Consider the following 22,774-nt stretch of genomic DNA (forward strand, 5'->3'; position numbering starts at 1 on the left):
TCCACACAGTTAAAAAATTACATTCAAGGAGAATATCATGTTGAAGATCAAATCGTTTATTTTTCTGGCGCTGGCTTTGCTTGTCGTCGTGAGTTCCACTGGTTGCAGTGGATTGTCTGTCCTGCCTGGCGGCTCGGCTACTTTTGCATCTGTTGATCCATCTTATACAGACCTTGCTTATGCAAGCGGCTCAGATGCGCAAAAACTTGATCTGTACATTCCTACAGCCGGTACAGGTCCATTCCCTGTGGTTATCATGGTGCATGGCGGCGGTTTCATGTTCGGCGATAAGGCTGACGGCGCTGGCTTGACTGGGGTGGATCAACTTCTAGCGGCGGGATATGCTGTGGCGAGTATCAATTACCGGCTAAGCGCAGAGGCGCAGTATCCGGCGCAGATTTATGATGCGAAAGCATCAGTCCGCTTTTTGCGTGCGAATGCTGAGAAGTACAATCTCGATCCGGAAAATTTCGGCGCGTGGGGCGCATCCGCTGGTGGGAATTTAGTCTCGCTGCTTGGAACGACTTGTGGTGTGGCCGAGCTTGAAGGTGACTTGGGAAATGCCGAGCAGTCAAGTTGTGTGCAAGCTGTGGTGGATTGGTTTGGCCCGATCGACTTTCTGAAAATGGATGAACAATTTGCAGGGACAAGTTGTGAGCAGAGTCATAACGATGCAAATTCACCGGAGTCGAAGCTGGTGGGTGCCGAAATTCAAAGTGTGCCTGAACTGGTCAAGACCACGAACCCGATGAATTATATCGATGCAACAGATTCACCATTCTTCATCGAGAACGGTACAGCGGATTGTAATATTTCTCCCGTTCAGAATAAGGATCTGGATGATGCGCTCACCGCAGCCATTGGCGCAGACAAGGTTACCTATGTATCCCTCGAAGGTGCCGGTCATGGCGGCACACAATTTGAGACTGAAGAAAATCTGAAATTGGTGATCGGCTTTTTAGATACCCACTTAAAATAGACAATATCCTTCGTAATAAAAATGGCTGCCCATTTTTTGGACAGCCATTTTTATTTTCTGAATTTATGCTGCAGGCGTTATCGGATCTATTGGCAGTTGTAAATAAAATGTGCTGCCGGGGAAATTAACTTCATCGTGGCCTGTGCTTTCCACCCAGGTCTTGCCGCCATGCGCGCGCGCCACACCGCGCACGATGGCCAGCCCCAAGCCGGGCCCGCCGCCTTTGTAGGATGTTTTGCCAGATGAGTGAATGGTTACATCACCAACCTGATAAAACTTTTCAAATATCAGTTCATGGTGCTCGGCGTCCAGTCCGATGCCGGTATCTGTGACGCTGACCTCAACGCCGGGTATGTTTTTATCCATTGTAATTGGACGTGAATGTAGAGTGACCCTGCCGCCATCGGGTGTGTATTTGATGGCATTGACGATCAGGTGATACATCGCTTTTTGGATCAAGGTCGGGTCGGCATTGATATTGGGCGTATCTGAGTCCTGTTCTAAGGATAATTCAATATTGCGCTCCAAAGAGGCTTTGATAAGCTCATGAACTGTATCCACGACGAGTCTTTTCAAAGGTACAGGAGTAGCCCGCAGCTTTAAGGTCTCGCTGTCGATGCGAGTCACATCCAGCATGGTGTTGACCACTTCGTGCATACGGTCGGCGCCTTTGATGATTCCACTCATTACTTCTGTGATAGCGGGGTTTGTTTTTAATTCAGAAAATGAATTCAATACATTAACATAGCCTTTGAGCACGGTCAACGGGGTGCGGAGTTCGTGCGCTGCGACTTGAATGAATTCCAGTTTATTACGGTCAAGGTGATGTAAAACTTTGTTGGTGTTTTGCAGGTCCTGAATCGCGATCTGGTCATTCTCGCGAATGCGATCGAGTGTGGTGCGGATAATATTGATCGCCATACTTGGGCTGCGGCTGAGCAGGGTCTCAAAATCTTTTTTGTCCATCTCCAGCACGGTGCAGTCTGTGAGCGTTCGCACCGTAGCTGAGCGCGGAACGTTTTGGATCAGGGCCATTTCTCCGACCAGGTCTCCCTTGCCCGCGATGCGTAAAACCCGCTCACCATCCTGCTCGCTGACAATTTTACAGATGACAGCGCTGCCTTCAGCGATTACATAAAAGACATCTTCATAAGCACCTTCGCGGCATAAGATATGTTCAGGCGGATATGTGCATAGTTGAGATGCGGCTGCCATCTCCTGCAGCTCTTTATCCGTCAGTCCGTTAAATGCCAGATGTAAAAGGGAAATTTTGTCGAAGGGTAGTGTCTCACTCATCTTAATAGTATAGCTGTGACAGGAGCGGACAATCATTGCTTTTGAATGATAAATTTTCAGGCGGGAATTTATTTGAAAAAAATCGCAGGCCGTTCATAAAAATATACTTCTGGTTGTATTTGTAAAATAATTGTTGTATAGTGATGTTGGCAGGTCTTTTTGAGCAGCTCTTTCGTTGTGTTTTCTTGATCGATTTATAAAAGAAGAGAGGATTCCATGTCTGCAAAAAGAATTTTTCAATGGATTATGATTGTTGCAATTTTGACTGCATCTTTTGCACCGGCAGGCGCTGCGCTGGCGTGGCCGGGCTGTGCCAGTTACATCACAGTTCAGTGGGGGGATACGTTGAGCGGTCTCGCGGCACTCTGCGGGACTACGGTTGATGCCATCCGTGCTGCAAATCCCGGTTTGGGCTGGTGGGTGTATACCGGAGCCGTGTTATATATCCCGACCGGATACGCAACTGATCCAGTGTACTATTACCCGGCTCCATCTTATGGCGGGACTTATGTAGTGCAGTATGGTGACACGCTTGGGATCATAGCCGCGAGAATGGGTGTCAGTGTGAGCGACCTTCTGGCTGTGAATCCTGGCATTTGGAACGCAAGTTTGATCTATGTTGGGCAATACATTAATCTGCCTGCTGCCGCTCCAACTTACTACACTGTGCGATATGGCGATACACTTCGTATTATTGCCAATATGTTCGGGACATCTGTGTATAGTTTGCAGTTGCTTAATCCCACCATCTATAATCCGAACTTAATCTATCCGGGGCAGGTGCTTCGTGTTTATTAGAATCAATGCTCTGCGAACTTCGCGGTTGTAATTTAGGGCATTGTTTGAATTGTTAAAAATTAAAAACACCGGAGTCAGGTTAGACTGACTCCGGTGTTTTTAATTCGCAATACAGCGAATACAGCTATTCGTTCGGCACGATCAGCATGATGATCAGATACACAAGGATGCCTGGCACGCCGCCCGGGATGAGCGCGATCAGAAATGCGAGACGGAACCAAAAGGAACTGACGCCGAAGAACTCGGCCAATCCGCCGCACACTCCTGCGACCATGCGGTTACTGCGCGAACGTCTTAAAGCTTGTTGTCGAATTGTCATTTGAACCTCCAAATTTAATTGATGTTATCTATATATACGCGCGTTTGTAAAAATGGATGCACCACCGGACTCACAGGTGCGTTTTTATAATGGCAACATAATTGCAATATCTAAACGATTGTGCGCATACTACAATATGATCATGAATGAGCAAACAGGTTATTTACTTGTCGTGGAAGATATTCCCAATATTTTGAATTTGATCGATACCACATTGAAGTTTAAGGGCTATCGTGTGATTACAGCACGGAACGGGGAAGAGGCGTTGGTGGCTATTGAGAAGGAACACCCGGCGATTGTCATCACCGATATTTTGATGCCTCGTATGGATGGGTTTAGCCTTGTGCATCGATTGCGCTTGGATCCAAAAACTCGTAACATCCCCGTGGTTTTTCTCTCAGCCACGTATGTTGCGCCGGAGGATAAAACATTTGCAGTGTTGATCGGTGCGACGCGTTTTCTCGAAAAACCAATTGACATTGAACAGCTTATGCGGACCATCACCGAACTTTTGACGGAGGAGATTCCTATTGCCACAGAACCGCTCAAGGAGTTTGAGTTTTATGATGGATATCGAAAACGCCTCAAGATAAAACTGGATCAAAAAATTACACAGATCGTACGTATTGAGCGCCTGCTGCCGACCATGTCGGAAGAGGAAAAGGCTACTTTTGCGAACTCGCTTTTGTCTGCCATTAATGAACGGGATGAAATTCGTTTCCAGCTTGATCAGGTCAACGAGCGGATTGAAGTGAATACAAAGACTGAAGAAAAAATCCTGCGCGGAGATGTGGAATCATAGTTGCAAAAAATAAGAATTATTAAAAAGCAGGGACACATTTGCAAATGTGTCCCTGCTTTTTGATTCACGTTATTTCACAATGAAAATGCTGCCTGCGCCGCGTCCGCCAACATCGGGGAAGTAGAACTCTGCCGCAGTGGGCGGGATGACTTTGAATGTACCCGCTGTGCTGGCGCGCGCGATATATGTGTACACATATGTCCCTGCGGGCAGATAATCAGCCGAGAGCACCAGCTTTTCATCACGCAATTCAATGTGACTGAAATACCACCAGCCCCAGCCGCGCTCTTTATAATCCTGCGCCGTGTACGAGGATGGGATTGCCGTGTCTCCGGCCAGTGCGGAATTGATCGCTTCCATCCCCGCCGGTAACGGGTCATTGACAACGACAAAATGTACCGCCGCCGGGACCACTACCGTCAAACGCACTTTGACCAATTCTCCGCGCTCGATCTCTGTGATGGGAGTCTTCGGGTCATTAAGGGCGAAGTATTCACGTGAAAGACTCATGCCCTGATCAAGCGGTTGAATTGATTCGACCGGCAGGCTTGCGCTAAGATAAGCCGAGTAATACAAATTACCTGTGCCGTTCCCGCGAGTGAATACCAAAGCATTGACTTGTTCTGTCAACAGGTCTTTGAGCTCCACTTGCAGGTTGGTAGTGTCGGTCAGATTATCTTTGTTCGACCGGCCTTCTTCGAGCAATTCGCCATTTAATCCGATCGCGAATTTGTAGTCTGTTTCATACTCGTTGGATGCCACCAGCCAATTAGTGAGTGCGATCAGTGACCATGTGGTTTCCTGGGTCGAGTACCAATGTCCATTATCACGATGCGCCATCAACCAGCGGACAGCATTGGCAGTGATCGGATTCGTCGGGTCGATTTGCACGAAGGTATTTAAGACGATGGCTGTCGTGCGTGTATCGGAGTTCCAGTTCCAGTAGTCTTTGGTGGTTTCCTCCCAATGGGCACCGGCTGCCGATTGGACGGTGGCAGTTGAAAGGTCCGAAAGAAGCGTGTCGATGCGTGTGTCCTCTGGATCGAGCAGGAATAAAGTCTGGGCGAGATAGGCTTTCCCGTACAAGTCCAATGAGGTGCGGTGTTCAAAGATGAAATTGGTTTGCCCTGCGCCGAGTTCATTTGCGCGCGCGAGGACGTATAACATGAAGGCCTGCCGGTTATATTGCCAGGGCGCATCGTTGCGGTTGAGTGTGGGGATATTTTCCTTGAGATAGGCGAGACCGTTTTCAAGTACGAGTTCAGAAATTGCGTAGCCTGAGTCTCTGGCTTCGATCAAACCGTAAACCACATAGGCAGAAGTTTGCGGATCACTTTCTTCGCCGTCCCACCAATTCCAGCCGCCGTCGTATAACTGTTTGGAATAAATTTTCTGCAAGGCAATGTTGACCTGTGTATCAAGGTCGCTTTGCAGCGGTGACGGAATGCCCTGTTCCTTCAGTGCGCGGGTGGTAATAACATTTGGCAAAAAGCGCGAGACCGTTTGCTCCATGCAGAGATATGGATAATCTTCGAGATATGCCAAACTTGATTCCATGGATGCAGCAAGCGAAGGCGAAACCTCAATCGATAGATTTGCGTTATCGAAATTCATTGATGTGGGGAGTTGTATATTTTCAGTAACCGAGTCAGCGGATGTAATCATGCCCGATGTGCCGACCGTTTCGACCGCTGTGAAGTTGAAGACAGGAAGACCTTGGTCGGTTAATGTGCCGAGCGCGGGTTTGCTCGCATCAGTATACGATCCGCTGGCTGCGGTGGCGGTCATATCAACCCGTTGGATGTTGTCTTTGACGGTCACATCCCATGTGACATAACCTTGTTGTCCGCCTTTAATTTCGACGATCTGTTTTGATTCTGATTGCAGTTGAACGCCTTCTGCATCCAATGAGACATTTACCTTCAATGGTTTTTGCGTATTGTTGAAAACGATCGCGCCGACTTGTGCCTGATCGCCAACAATAAAGAAGCGCGGCGTTTGCAGTTGAATAAAGAGCGGTTTGGTGCTGACCAGTTCAGATGTGGTTTGCCCCACACGGCTGTCTGCGGTGACAGCGCGCACATCTGCAACCCAGGTGGTGAGATTTTCAGGCAGTTTTACTTTTACTGTGGCGATGCCGTTTTTATCAGTCGTGACATGTGCTTCGAAGACCGCTGTATCTTTGAAGTTTGAGCGCACAGTAATAATGCCCATATCTCCGCCGCCACCGCCGCCGCTCATGGCTCCATCGGGAATGGTTTTTTTGTAGTTGGCGTTGAAATCATCTGCACTGGCAACAATCCCAAGCGCAGTGATTACGCTTAGTCCCTGCTCTGAATAGAAGCTGTCTAACAATGGCGCAGAATTAGACGGAGCCAATGCCAGCGCGGCTTTATCCACGACTGCGAGTGAAACATCTGCTGTGACCGGATTGCCGTTAATATCTTTGGTTTCGATCGTATATGTAACTTCATCGCCCGGCCCGGCGGATTCTTTATCTGCTGTATCAATGTTGATGCGCGCCATACCGATCTTGAAATCTGGTGCGCCGCCACGCTCCGCACCGCTGATGACTGTCACCGAAACATACGCAATCGGCGCGAACTCATCAGTGATCGGTAATTTGTAGATCGTGCTGTTGCCTTCGAGCAGGATCACTTCCTGTTTATAAATGTGTCCGCGTTCATAGGTGACCAGTGCGTACACTTTTCCTTCGAAAGGCTGCGCGATCAAAATTTCAGCGGTCTCGCCGGGCGTGTACATTTCCTTATCAGCGATCAGGCTGAAGGCGCGGTCATTGGTCTGTCGCCACGAAATCTCTCCGTCGCTGGCAACCCAGATATAAGTCGAGGCTTGATGCGTGTTTCCCTTCGAATCGCGGACTGTGACCAGCGCTTTATAGACTCCACCTTTGGGCGGGATGAAATCAACGCGCGCGGTTCCATCTGCGCCGGTAACTGCATCCTGTTTACTGACGGGGATTTCCTCCACCGAAGTTTCCCAGTGCAGCTGTCCCTGCTCATCTTTTTGCTGCACGCTATACCAGCGCCGCTCAACAAAACTGACAGAGATATTTTGCTCTGCAACAGGCTGTGCCTCCCAATCCAATACAGCCACGTTGAAAGGCTGTGATTCACCTTGTGAGCCGATGTATCGCTCAGAGCGGATGCCCGCATAATATTCGCTTTGATGTACCACCACGCTCGTCCCGCCGCTGACTTCGTTGCCGGCAATGTCGGTCACATTGGCATGGATCCCCATCTGCTGGCTGACCTTGTTTTCGCCCGCCTCAAATGTTTCAGAAAAATCAAGATGACCATTTTCGTCAGTCACGCCTTCTTTTTCTTCCTGTACATCAATGTTCGCGCGTTTTTGCGGCGACCAATACATGTCACGATCCCAATCCATGAAACTGTATTGACTGTATTTTCCTGAAGGAGTGAAATAAAAGGTTGAAGATTCTACGAACCAGTTGGCTTGCGCGTTTGGCACATTGCCGCCTGAATAATAAACAGCATCCAACCCAAAGTTGACTGTCTCTCCGGCGAGAATATTTATCTTGTCAGCTGCGACGCTTACTTCGAATTCAGGCTTTTTATATTCTGCAATGTTGAAGCCGACATATCCAATAGGCGCTTCGCTTGTGCTTCCCGCATATACATATATGCTGTACTCGCCGAGCGAAACATCTGACGCGAGTTTGACTTTGCCGCTGAAACTTCCCTGCTCGTTAATATTTACATAATCAGAGAAAATGGTTTCTCCCCATTGATCGATCACCACGTAAACCTGATCGTTCTCCGATAACGTATAGTGCAGGTCATCATTTTCGCGCAAAATGCCCTTGAAGAATACTTCCTGATCGGGGCGATAGACCGGTCTGTCAGTATAGACATAACTAAACAATGAAGGCCCTTCACTGTAGTAATTTTGGTACAGGCCAAAATCGCGCGCAGAAACATCGCTGCCCCAATGCAGAGCAGTTAGCCCGAGATGACCGTTTCCCTCAATGCTTGCATAGTTGGCTGCCTTGATGTTATCGAGATAGGCGATCCCATCCTTGTTTGTGGAGGTTTCGCCGATCTTTGCAAATTCATCGTTATAAAAAGTAACTTCCACGTTTTGTTGGGGCGCGCCGCTTTCCAGGTCAGTGATCCACGCCAGCCCTTCGGTAGGGGTGGTCTTTAAAGTGATGTTATCGGTTGCGACAATAAACACAAAACCCTGATAGAAATTGGCACCATATTCCAGCGGTTTGCCCTGCACACCGATAAAGTAATAGCCCGGCTCAAGCGCCTTTCCGTTTTCATCGGCGAAGGAAAAATTTTTATAATGCATTAAATTTCTTGGGTCACTTGCTTTAATCTCAAATTCACGGACGGCCTGTGCCTGTGGTTTATAGGCTGTCGGGTCAAGGTCACCGCTCATGATACTTTTAAACGTATTTAATTCGATCGGATGAATTGAAATTTTCGCTTCTTCAAGATTGCGATGTTCGAAATAAACTTCCTGCTGTTTGAGTCCTGCCGCGCGATACACAAGCGGAGTCCATGGCAGTACGAGTCTGGCGTATGGCGCGCGGTCTCCATTTTTAAATGCAAATGAAATCTCATCTCTGATCTTGTTGCCATAGACATCTTCGATGCCAGGCAGGATCCGCACCACATAATCAGTGGCGGGCTGCAAGCTGTAAATATAAAGCGTCTTATCGTATTCGTTGTAATACCATTGTTTTTGATCGGGTGCTGAAGGCGCAATGTTGATGCGTCCCTTCATGCTCTCAAAGTCCATGCGAGAAGCGAAGGTGATGGAAATTCTGTCTTTATATGTTGTGTCGCTAATGTCTTCTGATGGATAGTAACTTACCACCGATGGAAAAGGTACAGTGGCAATTTGAATCGTCAAACCTTCCTTGATGTATCCGCCATCTTCGGCCTGTGCCTGTTCTGAAACGACAAGATCATAATAACTTGCAAGTTTATATTTCCCATCCGGCTCAATGGTCAGTATGCTTGATGTTTCGTCCCATGAAAAAGTAACAGGGAAGGGCTCAAGTGTTTCACGGTTGGTTAATGTCACCGCATTTTCCACGCTCTTCTGATCCATGGTTTGAGTGAACATCACAATGAACGCCTGATCGAGCGGCACATCGGTCACTTCCTCTTTTGGATATTGCGCCCCGTTCTTTAAAGAATAATTTGCAATGAACGGACCCTGAGTCTCGAACTGCCATTGGAATGACTCTTCCAAAGCGTTGCCGTTCGTGTCCTCTAACCCCGCTGCGATCTGGACCTGATAACTGGTCCCGCTTAATAAGATTTCCTCCGGCTGAAAGACATACACTGACGAATTTACCCATTCGCCTTTGCCTTTTACTGCGGGTGTGATTTCTAATGGCTGCGGCAGCTTGCTTTGTTCTTCCACGATCGTTACAGGTACAACCGGATGATTAAAGATGACTGTGATACTCGAAGCTGTTTCTACTTCCCGAGTGTCCTGCGCCGGGAAAACCTGTGCCACAGTCAACGCTTCGACGGTTTTGAATTCGAGTTTTATATTTTCCTGTAGAGTTGAGCCGTCTGCGGCGACGGCTTGCGTGGAGAAGGTGGCCGTGTAGACAGTGCCGGAATCCAACGCGGAGGCGGGGGTGAAGATAAATGTTTGAGCGTCAGACCATGTCCCTTGGCCAGAGACAGTTTCCCCGTTAGGGTCAAGAAGCGCAAATGAATCGCCTGTCTTAAGCGGATCCATTTCACGGTCAAATTTAATTTCCATTGGTGAAGTTAAATCCAGTCGTTGTCCCTCAATTGGATTTTGTGCAATAATCTGCGGACCTGTCGGCTGTGATTCAACGGAAAGCGATGTGTCCTTGAAGAACGTGACTTTTATGAGCACCACGACCAATGCAATCAGCAAGATCGCGCCCACCACACGTAAAAGTTGTTTATTGTTCATGGCCTGCCTCCAAAACGAGTATGCCTTTTGTAAAGAAAGATGTCAAGTGACTTAAAGTTGGATTTCATTACAAAACGAATTTTGGAGATGAGATGTTCCCGTTTTATGGAAAAATTAAACACAAAGTACACGAGGGCGCTAAGGCTTTTCTTCGTGTACTTTGTGCCCTTTGTGTTTAAAGATTTTTGCTTGCCAAATCAGGTTGACGTTGGTATACTGCCAACCATTATGAGTTCAGTGTTTGCGCACCGCCACCATACCCATCATCACATCCCCTTAAATGGCCGGGATATTCTTTGCGCATACCTGAAATAAATCCATCAGGATGAGTACCTTGTAATATCAATCCCCGGTCATTGGCCGGGGATTTTTGTTTTTCAGATTGCGGACTTTAGTCCGCAAATATCATCGTCAAGGAAATTTTATGACCTCACAACCAACCATTCGACTCTCTCTTCCATCCAAAGGCCGTCTTGAAACAGACGCGCTCGAATTTTTATCCGCTGCCGGATTGAAAATATTCAAACCCAATCCGCGCCAATATCAAGCGGAATTACCGGCACTGCCCGAGTTAGGCGTTATCTTCCAACGCCCCGGCGATATTGTCGTTAGTGTGCGCCAGGGCAGTATTGACTTTGGCATCACCGGCCTCGATATGCTCGAAGAAAATGGCGGCAGCAGTGAGGATGTTCTCATCCTGCATGACTCTCTTGGGTTTGGAAGCTGTGCTCTGAAATTAGCCGTCCCTGAAACTTGGAAAACTGTGACAGATGTCCCGTCACTTAAAGAATATGCCGCGTCACTGGAAACACCCTTGCGTGTAGCGACGAAGTTCCCATTTCTTACTGAACGTTTTCTTAATCAACACAATATTGCCCACTCACTGATCTCAGCCGAAGGCACGCTCGAAGTCGCGCCAACCATCGGTTATGCCGATATGATCTCAGACCTTGTTTCATCGGGACAAACATTAATTGATAATCGCCTGCGCCCGTTGGCTGATGGCGTCATTCAAAAATCACAAGCGGTGTTGATCGCAAATCGCAAAGCCTTGCAGGCTCGTCCTGAGGTTTTGGAAATGGCGCGCCGTCTGCTTGAATATATTGAAGCTCACATGCGTGCCGAAAATAATTTATTGGTTATTGCCAACATGCGCGGCGACAACCCGGAAGGCATTGCGAAAAAAATATTTACTCAAACCAATGTCGGTGGGTTGCAGGGACCAACCATCAGCCCGATCATGACGCGCGAAAGCGATCAAAACTGGTATTCGGTCACGGTTGTTGTGCGCCGCGATCATTTGCCGCAGGCCATTTCTGAACTACGTCTCATCGGCGGCAGCGGCATTATCGTTTCGCCCATCACTTATATTTTTGAAGAAGAGCCGCCACGCTACAATGCCATGCTCGCGGCACTAAAAGGATAACCATGCTAAAACAATATGATCCGCAAACTGCAAGACATTCCATTCTCAAGCGCACGCCGCCCGATGAATTTCCAATCAGCCAACGCGTGCTGGATGGAATCAAAAATCTCTTCGGTGAATCTTTGACAGCGGAACAAGCCGTCACAAAAATTTTGAAGGATGTGCGGACTCGCGGCGATGCTGCCCTTCAAGATTGGACAAAGCGCCTCGATTCAATCGACCTCAAGCCTGCTCCCGTTTCGAAAGACATGATCCAAGCTGCATTCGATTCGCTGCCGCCCGCGCAACGTGAAGCGCTTGAAAAAGCTGCCGCCCGCGTGGAAGCCTTTCACCGCAAACAGCCGCTGACCTCATGGTTCACAAACGAACTCGGCGGCACGATCGGACAGATCATCCGCCCCATTCAGCGCGTGGGCTTGTACGTCCCAGGCGGCACAGCTCCGTTGCCGTCCACAGTTTTGATGAGCGCCATTCCTGCGCATGTTGCGGGCGTGAAAGAAATTGTAGTTGTCACTCCGCCAAATAAAGCATTCGCAAATTCCGAAGCTCCCATTGACCCGATCATCCTCGCCGCCTGCGCCGTTGCTGGTGTGGACGAAATCTATCCGCTCGGCGGAGCGCAAGCCATCGCCGCACTTGCGTATGGTACTGAAACCGTCCGCCCAGTGGATAAAATTTTCGGGCCGGGAAATTTATTCGTCACATTGGCAAAAAGACAAGTCTACGGCGTGGTTGGCATTGACGGATTAGCTGGCCCCACCGAAACAGTGGTCGTCGCCGATGAGTCCGCGAACCCTGCATGGGTCGCCGCAGATTTGCTTGCCCAAGCCGAACATGACTTTTTAGCTTCCGCTATTTTATTAACTCCCTCGCAATCATTAATTGAAAAAGTACAGATCGAAGTCGGCAAACAGTTGGAAGACCGCAGCCGCGCAGAGATCATCACTGCCTCCCTTGAAAATCGCGGCGGCGCAGTGTTGACCCGCGACCTCGAAGAAGCCGTTCAATTGGCAAATGATTACGCCCCCGAACATCTTGCGCTGTCTGTGAATGAGCCGTGGAACTGGGTGGAGAAAGTAAACAACGCGGGCGGAGTCTTCGTCGGTGAACATTCCTTTGAAGTGCTGATGCCGACGGGCGGATCTGCACGATTTGCGTCCCCGCTCAACGTGTGGGACTTTGTGAAGATCGTCAGCCTGGTGGCTTTGGATGACAAGACCGCGCAGGCTGTTGGCCCAGTCGCCGCAACTCTCGCCCAAGCAGAAGGGTTGGATGGACATGCGAATGCGGCGTTGTTGCGGACGATTCGGACGACGGACAATAGACCACAGACCATGATCAATTGCATCGTCCGTTGTCCATGGTCAATCGTCAAAGGAAAACTCATGAAAATCCGCACTCACCTTGAATCCCTTCCGCCCTATGCCCCAATCGAACCGTTTGAGGTTTTATCCGCACGCCTCGGACGAACCCCAGATCAGATCGTCAAATTGGATGCCAATGAAAATCCATACGGCCCGCTGAAAGTTGTCCGCGAGGCGTTGGCGAACATGGAATTTCCGCATATTTATCCCGACCCTGAAAGCCGCGCTTTGCGAAAGTCACTCGCGGAATTTACTGGCGTTCCTGCTGAATATCTCATGGCTGGCGCAGGCGCGGACGAATTGCTCGACTTGCTGATGCGCGTCTTCCTTGAACCGAATGATTGCATTCTTTCTTGTCCGCCCACCTTTGGCATGTACTCTTTTGATGCAGAACTCAACGCCGCCCGCTGTGTCGAAGTCCCACGCCGCGCAGATTTTTCGCTGGACATGGATGCCATTCGTAAGGCAGTTGAAACTCACAAGCCGAAGCTCTTCTTTATCACGTCACCCAATAATCCAGACGGTTCTGTTCTTGACGCAAAGACAATTGACGAATTACTCGAATTGCCGACTTTGATCGTTCTGGATGAAGCCTATATTGAATTTGCAGGTGAAAATCTCGGCGCAAGTTTGAGCCGCATTCGTGAAGTCCCTGCACGGGAGAATTTGGTGGTTCTGCGAACATTTAGCAAATGGGCAGGGTTGGCAGGGCTGCGGGTTGGATACGGAGCATTTCCGCTCTGGCTGATGCCCACCTTGTGGAAATCCAAACAGCCATACAATATCAACGTGGCCGCAAGTGTTGCGGCGCAAGTTTCACTTGAACATACCGATGAGTTGGCAAAGACGGTTGAGCTTCTGAAAGCCGAACGAACCCGCTTAATGACGGAATTGCAGAAGATACCGTATTTGAAACCGTATGCCACGCAATCAAATTTCATTCTCTGCCAAGTGGATGGACGTAATGCAGCAGAACTCAAGGCAAGGTTAGCGCAGGAATTCGGAGTCTTTATCCGCTATTTCAACAAGCCTGGGCTGAGAGACAATATCCGCATTAGTGTGGGCAGGCCCCAAGATACGGATGTTTGTTAGAAGCGTTGAAAAAGTTATAAAAAAGTCGAAGGTCGAAAGTCGTTCAAACCTTTAACTTTTGACCTTCAACCAAAGGAGAAATATGCGAACCGCAGAAATATCACGACAGACAAATGAAACACAAATTACCATCAAACTGGATCTGGATGGCACAGGCAAACATGAGGTTTCCACAGGAGTTGGATTTCTCGACCATATGTTGACTCACCTTGCAGTACATGGGTTATTCGATCTCAATGTCCAAGCGAAGGGCGACTCTGCACATTGACGTCCATCACACGGTGGAAGATGTGGCGCTGGCGTTGGGACAAGCCTTTGATAAGGCTCTCGGTGACCGCAAGGGCATTGTCCGCATGGGAGATAGTTTTGCGCCGATGGATGAGACTCTGGCTCACGTCGCCATTGATCTATCGGGGCGCCCATACGCAGTCATTCAAGCGGAATGGCACTCGCCTTATGTTGGCAATATCCCAACGACGTTGTTCCCGCATTTCTTTGAGTCTTTCGCCGTGACCTCGCGCTGCAATCTCCATGCACGGGTTTTGTACGGACGCGACGATCATCATCAGGCTGAGGCATTGTTCAAGGCATGGGCGCGCGCGCTGGATATGGCAACTCAGTTCGACCCAAGACGCGGCGGGACAATCCCATCTACAAAAGGAAGTTTGAAAGCAAACGAAATGACAGAATGCACGCAAGGATGAAGGTGATGAATAAAGAAATTATTTTGATAGACGCAGGCACAGGGAACCTCCGCTCGGTGCAGAAGGCTCTGGAAAATGTTGGCGCAAACGTGATTCGTACGGATGACCCGCAGAAGGTTTTATCTGGAGGGCGGATCGTTTTGCCTGGCGTAGGTGCGTTCGGCGATTTTATGTCTGGGCTGCGGGCACGGGGATTGCATGATGCGGTGAAGGAAGTTGTCTCGCGCGGTGTGCAAATGCTTGGGATATGCGTCGGGATGCAAGCCTTGTTCGAGATCGGCGAAGAGATGGGCGACCATGAAGGTTTGGGGTTGCTGAAGGGCACGGTGGTGAAGTTTGCTGATTCACTATCAGTGAAGATTCCGCATACGGGGTGGAATCAACTCACAGTTAAGCATGATGCGCTGCTCTTTGATCAGATAAAAGATGAGGCGTATGTTTATTTCAATCACTCGTATTATTGTCAGGCGGGAGATTCATCCGATGTAATTGCAACAACCGATTACGGGATCAATTATGCGTGTGCGGTGCGGCGTGAAAATATTTTCGGCGTGCAGTTCCACCCTGAAAAGAGTCAGGCGGTTGGGCTGCAAATTTTGAAAAACTTTGTGGAGGCGTCATGAGCTTTACGATCTATCCTGCAATTGATCTGCGCGGCGGAAAAGTTGTGCGGCTGAAAGAAGGCGACCCCGCGCGGATGACATCGTACAGCGATGACCCCGCGGAGACGGCGCGAAAGTGGCTGGGTGATGGGCGCGCAATGGCTGCATGTTGTAAACCTCGATGGCGCGTTTGGCGAAGGCGATAATGCAAACCGCGCTGCGCTTGAGTCTATTTTGAAACTTGGCGCGCGCGTGCAATTTGGCGGCGGCATTCGTTCGATGGATGCAATTGCGGATGTTTTGAAATTGGGTGTGAGCCGCGCCATTTTAGGAACGATCGCAATTGAGCAACCCGCGATAGTGGCAGATGCGTTGACTCGTTTTGGCGCTGAACAAATTGCAGTTGGGATTGACGCACGCGATGGACTCGTCCGCACGCGGGGATGGAAGGATAACAGCGGAGTCTCGGCAATTGACCTCGCGCTTCAAATGCGGACCGTTGGGCTGGGTACTGTTATCTTTACAGATGTCAGTCGGGACGGTTTGGGCAGCGGGCTGAACATCCCGTCCACCCGCGAGTTGGCTGAACGCAGCGGACTTGATGTGATCGCTTCTGGCGGCGTGCATACGATCGATGATGTGAGGGCCGCGAAGGATGCTGGGCTGGCGGGGTGTATTATCGGAAGAGCGCTGTATGATGGAACGGTTGATTTGAAAGGCGTTACAGGTTTGAAGGTTGAAAAGTTGACAGATTACAGTTCTTAACTTGCAAATCTTTCAACTTGCAACTTTCAACCGATTGGAGGTTTATGTTAGCAAAACGAATTATTCCTTGTCTTGACATCAAAGACGGGCGCGTTGTAAAAGGTGTGAATTTTGTAAACCTGCGTGATGCAGGTGACCCTGTGGAACAGGCGCGTCTTTATGATGAGCAGGGCGCGGATGAGTTGGTGTTCCTTGATATTTCCGCAACGCATGAAGGACGCAAGACCACTCTGGAATTGGTCAGCCGCGTGGCAGAGACTGTCTTCATGCCGCTGACGGTCGGTGGCGGAATCCGCGAAGTGGACGATATGCGCAATTTACTGCTGGCTGGCGCGGACAAGGTCAGTGTCAACTCGGCGGCGGTGAAACGACCTGAGTTGCTTTCTGAAGGTGCGGCACGGTTTGGAGCGCAGTGCATTGTGCTGGCAATTGACGCACGCAGAAATGGCTCAAGCTGGGAAGTGTATGTGGCTGGCGGGCGAACCCCAACTGGCATTGATGCCGTTGAATGGGCAGTACGCGGCGTGGAGTTGGGCGCGGGCGAAATCCTACTCACCAGCATGGATGCAGACGGCACGCTTGCAGGCTATGACATCGAATTGACAAGTATTATCTCAAATATGGTCTCTGTGCCTGTCATTGCTTCTGGCGGCGCTGGGACTCCGCTCCACTTTGCGGAGGTACTCACCAAAGGTAGCGCGGATGCGGCGTTGGCGGCTTCGCTGTTTCACGATGGAAAGTTGTTGATACCTGAGTTGAAACGGGAGTTGAGGGGCTGGGGTGTGCCTGTAGGGGAGTGAAAGAAGGAGAAAGTGGTCAGTCACGGTGGTCAGCCATGGAAAGAGGAAAGATGAAAGAAGAGTTATTGAGCCAGATAAAATATGATAGCAATGGACTTGTCCCTGCAATTGTGCAGGATGCTTTTACAAACGAAGTATTGATGATGGCGTGGATGAATGCTGAGTCTTTGCGCTTGACGATTGAATCAGGCGAGACTTGGTTCTGGTCACGCAGTCGCAGTGAATTGTGGCACAAAGGTGCGACTTCGGGGAATATTCAAAGCGTGGTGGAAATCCGCGTGGATTGTGATGAGGATACGCTGTTGGTATTGGTCAACCCTGCGGGGGCGGCATGCCATACTGGCGAGCGGACGTGTTTTTATAGAAGCATGACGACGGACGGTTGACGAGAGTGATGGTTGAACGATTTCCAACTTCAGTCGTCTGTTATCCATCGTCAAACAGGAGAAAAATGAGCATTCAATGGCTGTTTGATGTAATTCAAGACCGCAAAAATAATCCGAGCGAAAAATCCTACACAACAAGTCTTTTCAATGAAGGCTTGCCGAAGATCGCGCAAAAAGTTGGCGAAGAAGGGACGGAAGTTGTCGTGGCGGCGCTGGCACAGGAAGATCAACGTCTCATTGAAGAAGTGGCTGACTTGACCTATCACACGCTTGTCTTGTTGGCGGCACGCGGATTGACTCCCGCCCACATCGTGGCGGAGTTGGAGAAGCGTCATAAATGAAAAAGGTGATCCTGCTTGATATTGACGGCGTGCTTGTCCATCACGGTGGGTATCGTGCCGCGTTGCACGCCACGCTAAATCACTTTGCCAGTCTGATGGGATTATCGCATTTTGATTTTCCAGAGGAAAAACTGGCAGAGTTGGAGAAGCGCGGGATTTTCAGCGAGTGGGACATGGTTCCGTTGTTGCTGGCTACTTTGTGGAATGACATCCTCGAACATCGCCCAGGCTTGAAACTACCTGCGGATCTATTTTCTGCTGCTGTCATTATTGGGCACAACATGAACGGGTACAAGCCGCAGGAATTGGTCATCCCTGAATTTGAATTTATCGCTGGTCAATATCCCGCCGAAGCGGCAATGCAACATGGATGCTTCCCTTTCATTCCAATGGATCTACGGCTAAATATTTTGAGCCAGTCGCGGAATGTGAATTTCTCACAGACAATGCGTTTGTTTCAGCATTATTCGTTGGGAAGTGCTGTATTCAGCAAAACATACAACCTGCCCGCTGAAGTTGAAACTGAATCGCTATTACACACGCATGACCGTTCCAATATCAATGATGCGATCCTCGCAAAACTTCGTCAGCCGAATATTCATCTGGCAGGGCTGACGGCACGCCCATCCGCGCCGCCGCGTGAAGTGGATGATTCTCATTTTGGGTATGCACCCGAAGCAGAGATTGCATTTGAGCTGGTAGGGCTTGCCGATATTCCATTAATTGCTTTTGGGAATCTGGAATACCTCGCCGCCAAGCGCGGACTTGATGCGAGCGCTTTGATCAAGCCGTCCCCCGTCCATGCGCTGGCGGCGACTGCGGCAGCGTTAACTGGAGATGAATGGGCGGGATTACAGTCCGCGGGAGATTGGCACCAAACGGGCAAACTTGATGGTGTTTTTGCCAGCCTGCCGCGTGAATTTGAATTGTTCGTTGTGGAAGATACGATGGGCGGAATACGCTCCACACATGCGGCGGGAGAAATCCTCCGCCAGAATGGATTCAATGTCCCCACTCAAACTATTGGTCTAACATCTGGAAGTGCTTCAAAGATCGAAGCATTTATGCAGGCAGGTATCCCGCATTTTGAAAATTGGGAAGAACTGATCGCGCCACCGGAACTTACAAAAAAAATTGTTGTGGTTATAATGCACACCCGTTTAGACTCGATGTTATCCATCTGGAATATCTGTCGGACAATCCCTGAGGTAAGAAAAAAAGGAATCACACCTTCTAAAGGCAATGATGAGACCACTAGAATTTTGAACTGAATGTGTATACTGGCGGGGCCGCTACCCCCCTGCCTCTTACATAAAAACGGCTGAACTGCCGTGGGGGGGGGGGGGGGTCCGCCCCCCTGCCGGTATGGCTTGCGAATTGCGCCCATCGTTTGCGTAAACCGGGATTTATTCCGGTTGGCAGACAGCCGTTTTATTTATTTAAAAACCAAAATCATATTTAAGGAGAGCAGCATGAAAATCGCAAATAACGTTACAGATCTGATCGGCAATACGCCCTTGGTGCGCTTGAACCACGTTACTGTGCGAATCCTGAAATCCATCGTAAAACGACCGCCGAAGAAATCTGGCGCGACACCGATGGAAAGATCGATTTTCTGGTTTCAGGCATCGGTACCGGCGGAACCATCACCGGCACGGGTGAAGTGCTCAAATCGCGCAAGCCATCCTTCAAGGCGATTGCTGTTGAGCCTGATGCTTCGCCAGTTCTGTCGGGTGGTGCAAAAGGTCCACATCCGATTCAAGGTATTGGTGCGGGATTTGTACCTGATATTCTCAACACCAAGATCTACGACGAAATTATCCGCGTGAAGAATGAGGATGCTTTTCAAACTGCCCGCCGCATGGCGCGTGAGGAAGGTCTGCTTGTAGGCATTTCTTCCGGTGCAGCGACCTGGGCAGCTTTGCAGGTGGCAAACCGTGCTGAGAATGCTGGCAAGCTGATCGTAGTGATAATCCCTTCGTTCGGTGAACGCTATTTGTCCACTCCGCTGTTTGCTGATCTTGCCGAAGCACAGCCGACCTTATAAAAAAGGCGTAGGGACACAGCGCTTGTCCTGAGCCTTCAGGCCGCTGTGCCTCCATACATGAATGAGAAAAATGCTTAAAAACCATTCAAAGAAGATGTTCAATCTGTATTAGATCGCGACCCCGCCGCCCGAAGCGTTTGGGAGATCCTTTATGCTACCCTGGTGTGTATGCCATTTGGATACACCGCCTATCCCATCGCCTGTGGAAGGGTGGTTTCAAATTGCTCGTTGGCTTTCCCAACTGGCCCGTAGTATGACCGGGATCGAATCCATCCGGCGCAACCATTGGTCGTAATTTTTTCATTGACCATGGCATGGGGGTTGTGATCGGTGAAACTGCGGAAATCGGTGAGAACGTCACACTGTATCACGGGGTTACCTTGGGCGGCACCAGTCTGCAAAAGACCAAACGCCATCCCACGATTGAAGATCATGTTGTCATCGGTGCGGGAGCAAAAGTTTTGGGCGCAATTACCATCGGTGCACATAGCCGTATCGGTGCGAATGCGGTTGTGGTGAAATCATCCCCGCCAAACTCGGTGATCATCGGAGTGCCGGGCAGATCATTGTCCGCAGTCAGGAGAAGGCGATGGTGACAAGCCCGACCTTGAGCATGGTCTCCTTCCCGATACCATTGGCGAGACACTTGCGGCATTGGTATCCCATATGGAGAAACTCGAAAAAGATTGGACGGTCACACTACCATTTCTCCGGCTTTGCATACATCCGATCATGGCATCTGGCATGGTGAGGATTTTGCGATTTAATCTGTTTTGAATCTTTGTATGCTTCGATATACGGTGAAAAAATTTGTTTTGTGAGACAAAGAATGTGTGAATTGTCCATTAATAAACTTTTTACAAAAAGTACTTGTATTTACAAATTTATTCTTGTATACTGATTTTACTTTAGTACCTTGTGTGGGAATTTAGAAGTAATCCACCGTGAAATAAACCCAGTGAAGAATGAAAGCAGGGATTGAAAAACACGGGTTTGTTTATTGGTGGAACAGGGATTTCCTTTTAGATATAAGAAGACAATTGAATATGTGATTTGGAAGCAACGATCCAATGACCTGATTTGGTCGCTTGTCCTGTCGTAATAGACAAAATGGACAGATCTTTGGGGAGCTAATAGCGAAACCGGCCCGAGTGGTCGGTTTTTAATTTAATTTCAAGAAAGAAGAGGTGGCTCATCGAAGAAAGTAGAGTGGGTGTCTTGAATAGTCTATCATTTGTTCATTAAGTCTATGTTTTTGAAAGGGAGAAAACATGAAACGAGTCAAGTACTTCGGCATGATGGTTGTGGTGATGCTTATCTTCACCGCGCTATCGATTCAAAACGTAACGGCCACAAGTGAATCTGTTTTTAACAGCATTCCCGATCCACTGCCTGGAAATTTGCCCAGTCAGCCTTATCAGGCTCAACAGGCGGCAGGAGTTCGGCGATCATATTCAGTTTGCTGGAACAGCCGTAACCTTTCAGTGTGACGGTAACCCTGAGTAATTGGGCAAGGCATTCCAGAGTATCCAGATATGCCCGCTGATGGGTTTTCTCCTCCCGCTCACCTCAACATCTACAATGTGGATAAGAGCGGTGCTGTACCGCTGCTCTTGGAACATTGATCGCAAGTGTGACCCAGGATTTTGTAATGCAATGGCGGCCTGAGGAGATCCTTCCTGCCCGGATCCGGGTACGGTGCGGGTTTTGCATGGAAGGCGGCCAATGGCACTTGCTACTAATGGATTTGCCTTCAATGTCGTATTTGATTTGAGCGGTGAAGGCATTGTCTCTGCCCGATAAGGATCATTTACGGTATCGCATCGAATACTCAGACGGCTGGGATATACCCAATGGGAGTGCCTGGCCCATACAACTCGCTTAACTTCGCGCTGTAAATACGATTGGCCCCAGCACAGGAACCGATGTGGAGCCAGATGCTGTTTTCTTGAACACTAAAACGCAGGTTGGTATGCGGACGGTGGTGCAGGCGGAGTTGGTGTTTTCCGCCGTGACACAGGCTGGACTGGCTATGTTCCCGCAGTTCGCTTTGATGTGGAGGAAGCAGTTGCCACGCCCGAATTGACGGTCAAAGCGCAGGACAGCCTTGGCAATCCCATCGAAGGCGCTGTCATTACGTACGCAGTTGGCAGCCCCAATGCTGGCTGGCAGACGTTTGGCACGACAGGGTGGATGGCACGATCAGCCGTTCAGACCTGACCGTTGGCACGAACTACCATTTCTATGCCAGTTACAACGCCTCGACATCCACTTCGCAAGCGCTGGTTTTCGATGGCGATGATGAAGTCGTTTTCGAGACCGTTCTGGTCAAAGCGAAAGTGGAGACTTGTCCGGGCGTTGCGATCGAAGGCGCGGCTGTCACCTACGGCAGTGTCAATGGCGGATTCTGACCTTTGGCACAACCGGCAGTGATGGCCTTGTTTCAAGGAATTGTTCCCAGCTACGACCGCACATTCTATGCGTCGGCAGATCACACTTCTTCGCCGCTGCAGACTGCAACAGTGGTTGAGCAGGGTGACTCGCTGGTAACATTCACGACCACGAAAGTTGCGATCAACTATAGTGGTTCGATCAACCATGGCAGCGCCAACGGTGGTTGGTATCCATTTACCAAACCAGCCATGGAAATGTTTGCTGGTACGCGGACCTTCCTCATCAACGGAACACAGGTCACTGTGACTGTGCCTGAATGCGATTTCTCAACAGGCGACCTGACTGTGAAATTCCCGGGGATCGGCGGCGTTCACGCTTATTTGAAGAAGAGCGATGGTGTTAATGGCGTCGCAAACGGGCTTCAAGTTGCATCTCTGACCTGGAAGAATGATGAAGCGATCTTTGCCGATGTACCCAACGATGTGTATGACATCGTATTGGTGAAGGGCGCACAGACCAAGATCGTTGACAACGTCATTTTGCTCGGCGATAAAACCGTGGACGGACTCATTGCCACGCTGACTGTTGAATTCCACGGCATTGGCGGTGTCCATACCTATGCAAAGATGCCTGATAGTGTCGCTGGCACGGCTGGCGGCGGGGCGTTGAAGAGCGCACCTGGAAGAACGACCAGGCTGAATTGA

The 22,774-nt window shown here is 49.5% G+C and carries 18 protein-coding genes and 4 pseudogenes; 19 read left to right on the plus strand and 3 right to left on the minus strand.

Annotation, left to right across the window (positions count from 1 at the left end):
- Positions 1–37: 37 nt before the first annotated feature.
- Complete coding sequence (locus IPL71_RS10850; RefSeq protein ID WP_345321468.1) at positions 38–979, plus strand: alpha/beta hydrolase fold domain-containing protein; 942 nt, start codon at positions 38–40, stop codon at positions 977–979.
- Between the two features lie 63 nt (positions 980–1,042).
- Here IPL71_RS10850 and IPL71_RS10855 read toward each other — a convergent pair whose 3' ends face one another.
- Entirely contained in the window at positions 1,043–2,275 is a 1,233-nt protein-coding gene (locus tag IPL71_RS10855) for an ATP-binding protein (protein WP_345321469.1), read from the minus strand.
- 216 nt (positions 2,276–2,491) lie between these two features.
- On the opposite strand from IPL71_RS10855, the gene IPL71_RS10860 reads away from it, so the two are divergent.
- Positions 2,492–3,073 carry a LysM peptidoglycan-binding domain-containing protein gene (locus tag IPL71_RS10860; protein ID WP_345321471.1) on the plus strand — a complete coding sequence of 194 codons (582 nt, stop codon included), beginning with the start codon at positions 2,492–2,494 and terminating at the stop codon, positions 3,071–3,073.
- 124 nt (positions 3,074–3,197) lie between these two features.
- Here IPL71_RS10860 and IPL71_RS10865 read toward each other — a convergent pair whose 3' ends face one another.
- On the minus strand, positions 3,198–3,392 hold the full coding sequence (locus IPL71_RS10865; RefSeq protein WP_345321473.1) for a PspC domain-containing protein: 195 nt from the start codon (positions 3,390–3,392) through the stop codon (positions 3,198–3,200).
- Between the two features lie 142 nt (positions 3,393–3,534).
- Between IPL71_RS10865 and IPL71_RS10870 the strand changes: the two genes are divergently transcribed.
- Positions 3,535–4,194, plus strand: a complete 660-nt coding sequence (locus IPL71_RS10870) for a response regulator (protein WP_345321475.1) — start codon at positions 3,535–3,537, stop codon at positions 4,192–4,194.
- 69 nt (positions 4,195–4,263) lie between these two features.
- Here IPL71_RS10870 and IPL71_RS10875 read toward each other — a convergent pair whose 3' ends face one another.
- Complete coding sequence (locus IPL71_RS10875) at positions 4,264–10,149, minus strand: Ig-like domain-containing protein (protein WP_345321476.1); 5,886 nt, start codon at positions 10,147–10,149, stop codon at positions 4,264–4,266.
- Between the two features lie 424 nt (positions 10,150–10,573).
- On the opposite strand from IPL71_RS10875, the gene hisG reads away from it, so the two are divergent.
- From hisG to IPL71_RS10955, 16 genes and pseudogenes are all read left to right on the plus strand, one after another.
- Complete coding sequence (gene hisG / locus IPL71_RS10880) at positions 10,574–11,575, plus strand: ATP phosphoribosyltransferase (protein ID WP_345321477.1); 1,002 nt, start codon at positions 10,574–10,576, stop codon at positions 11,573–11,575.
- A gap of 2 nt (positions 11,576–11,577) precedes the next feature.
- On the plus strand, positions 11,578–14,031 hold the full coding sequence (gene hisD, locus IPL71_RS10885) for a histidinol dehydrogenase (RefSeq protein WP_345321478.1): 2,454 nt from the start codon (positions 11,578–11,580) through the stop codon (positions 14,029–14,031).
- An 82-nt stretch (positions 14,032–14,113) separates the two neighbouring features.
- Positions 14,114–14,735: pseudogene (gene hisB, locus IPL71_RS10890) on the plus strand (imidazoleglycerol-phosphate dehydratase HisB).
- Between the two features lie 5 nt (positions 14,736–14,740).
- Positions 14,741–15,358, plus strand: coding sequence for an imidazole glycerol phosphate synthase subunit HisH (gene hisH / locus IPL71_RS10895; protein WP_345321479.1), 618 nt, complete (start codon positions 14,741–14,743; stop codon positions 15,356–15,358).
- Positions 15,355–15,426 (plus strand): annotated as a pseudogene (locus IPL71_RS10900) (hypothetical protein); the annotation flags it as partial. The gene hisH and the pseudogene IPL71_RS10900, both read left to right, overlap by 4 nt.
- A 22-nt stretch (positions 15,427–15,448) precedes the next feature.
- The gene (locus IPL71_RS10905) at positions 15,449–16,102 is read left to right on the plus strand and encodes a 1-(5-phosphoribosyl)-5-[(5-phosphoribosylamino)methylideneamino]imidazole-4-carboxamide isomerase (protein ID WP_345321480.1); all 654 of its coding nucleotides are present in this window, start codon (positions 15,449–15,451) and stop codon (positions 16,100–16,102) included.
- Positions 16,103–16,146: 44 nt separating this feature from the next.
- Positions 16,147–16,902 (plus strand): imidazole glycerol phosphate synthase subunit HisF, encoded by a 756-nt coding sequence (gene hisF, locus IPL71_RS10910; protein ID WP_345321482.1) that lies wholly within the window; start codon positions 16,147–16,149, stop codon positions 16,900–16,902.
- A gap of 35 nt (positions 16,903–16,937) precedes the next feature.
- Positions 16,938–17,288 carry a phosphoribosyl-AMP cyclohydrolase gene (gene hisI, locus IPL71_RS10915; RefSeq protein WP_345321484.1) on the plus strand — a complete coding sequence of 117 codons (351 nt, stop codon included), beginning with the start codon at positions 16,938–16,940 and terminating at the stop codon, positions 17,286–17,288.
- Positions 17,289–17,353: 65 nt separating this feature from the next.
- A complete protein-coding gene (gene hisE, locus IPL71_RS10920) occupies positions 17,354–17,629 on the plus strand; it encodes a phosphoribosyl-ATP diphosphatase (RefSeq protein ID WP_345321486.1) in 276 nt (91 codons plus the stop codon).
- Positions 17,626–18,900 (plus strand): hypothetical protein, encoded by a 1,275-nt coding sequence (locus IPL71_RS10925; RefSeq protein ID WP_345321488.1) that lies wholly within the window; start codon positions 17,626–17,628, stop codon positions 18,898–18,900. The genes hisE and IPL71_RS10925 overlap by 4 nt, the downstream gene beginning before the upstream one ends.
- A gap of 272 nt (positions 18,901–19,172) precedes the next feature.
- A pseudogene (locus tag IPL71_RS10930) lies at positions 19,173–19,676 on the plus strand (pyridoxal-phosphate dependent enzyme); the annotation flags it as partial.
- Between the two features lie 87 nt (positions 19,677–19,763).
- Positions 19,764–20,272, plus strand: a pseudogene (gene epsC, locus IPL71_RS25895) (serine O-acetyltransferase EpsC); the annotation flags it as partial.
- 675 nt (positions 20,273–20,947) lie between these two features.
- A complete protein-coding gene (locus IPL71_RS10940) occupies positions 20,948–21,166 on the plus strand; it encodes a hypothetical protein (protein ID WP_345321491.1) in 219 nt (72 codons plus the stop codon).
- A 565-nt stretch (positions 21,167–21,731) separates the two neighbouring features.
- The gene (locus IPL71_RS10945; RefSeq protein ID WP_345321493.1) at positions 21,732–21,896 is read left to right on the plus strand and encodes a hypothetical protein; all 165 of its coding nucleotides are present in this window, start codon (positions 21,732–21,734) and stop codon (positions 21,894–21,896) included.
- Entirely contained in the window at positions 21,866–22,087 is a 222-nt protein-coding gene (locus tag IPL71_RS10950; RefSeq protein WP_345321494.1) for a hypothetical protein, read from the plus strand. The genes IPL71_RS10945 and IPL71_RS10950 overlap by 31 nt, the downstream gene beginning before the upstream one ends.
- A 3-nt stretch (positions 22,088–22,090) precedes the next feature.
- The gene (locus IPL71_RS10955; RefSeq protein ID WP_345321496.1) at positions 22,091–22,774 is read left to right on the plus strand and encodes a hypothetical protein; all 684 of its coding nucleotides are present in this window, start codon (positions 22,091–22,093) and stop codon (positions 22,772–22,774) included.

It is taken from the genome of Candidatus Villigracilis proximus (assembly GCF_016717045.1).
Classification (GTDB): Bacteria; Chloroflexota; Anaerolineae; order Anaerolineales; family Villigracilaceae; genus Villigracilis; species Villigracilis proximus.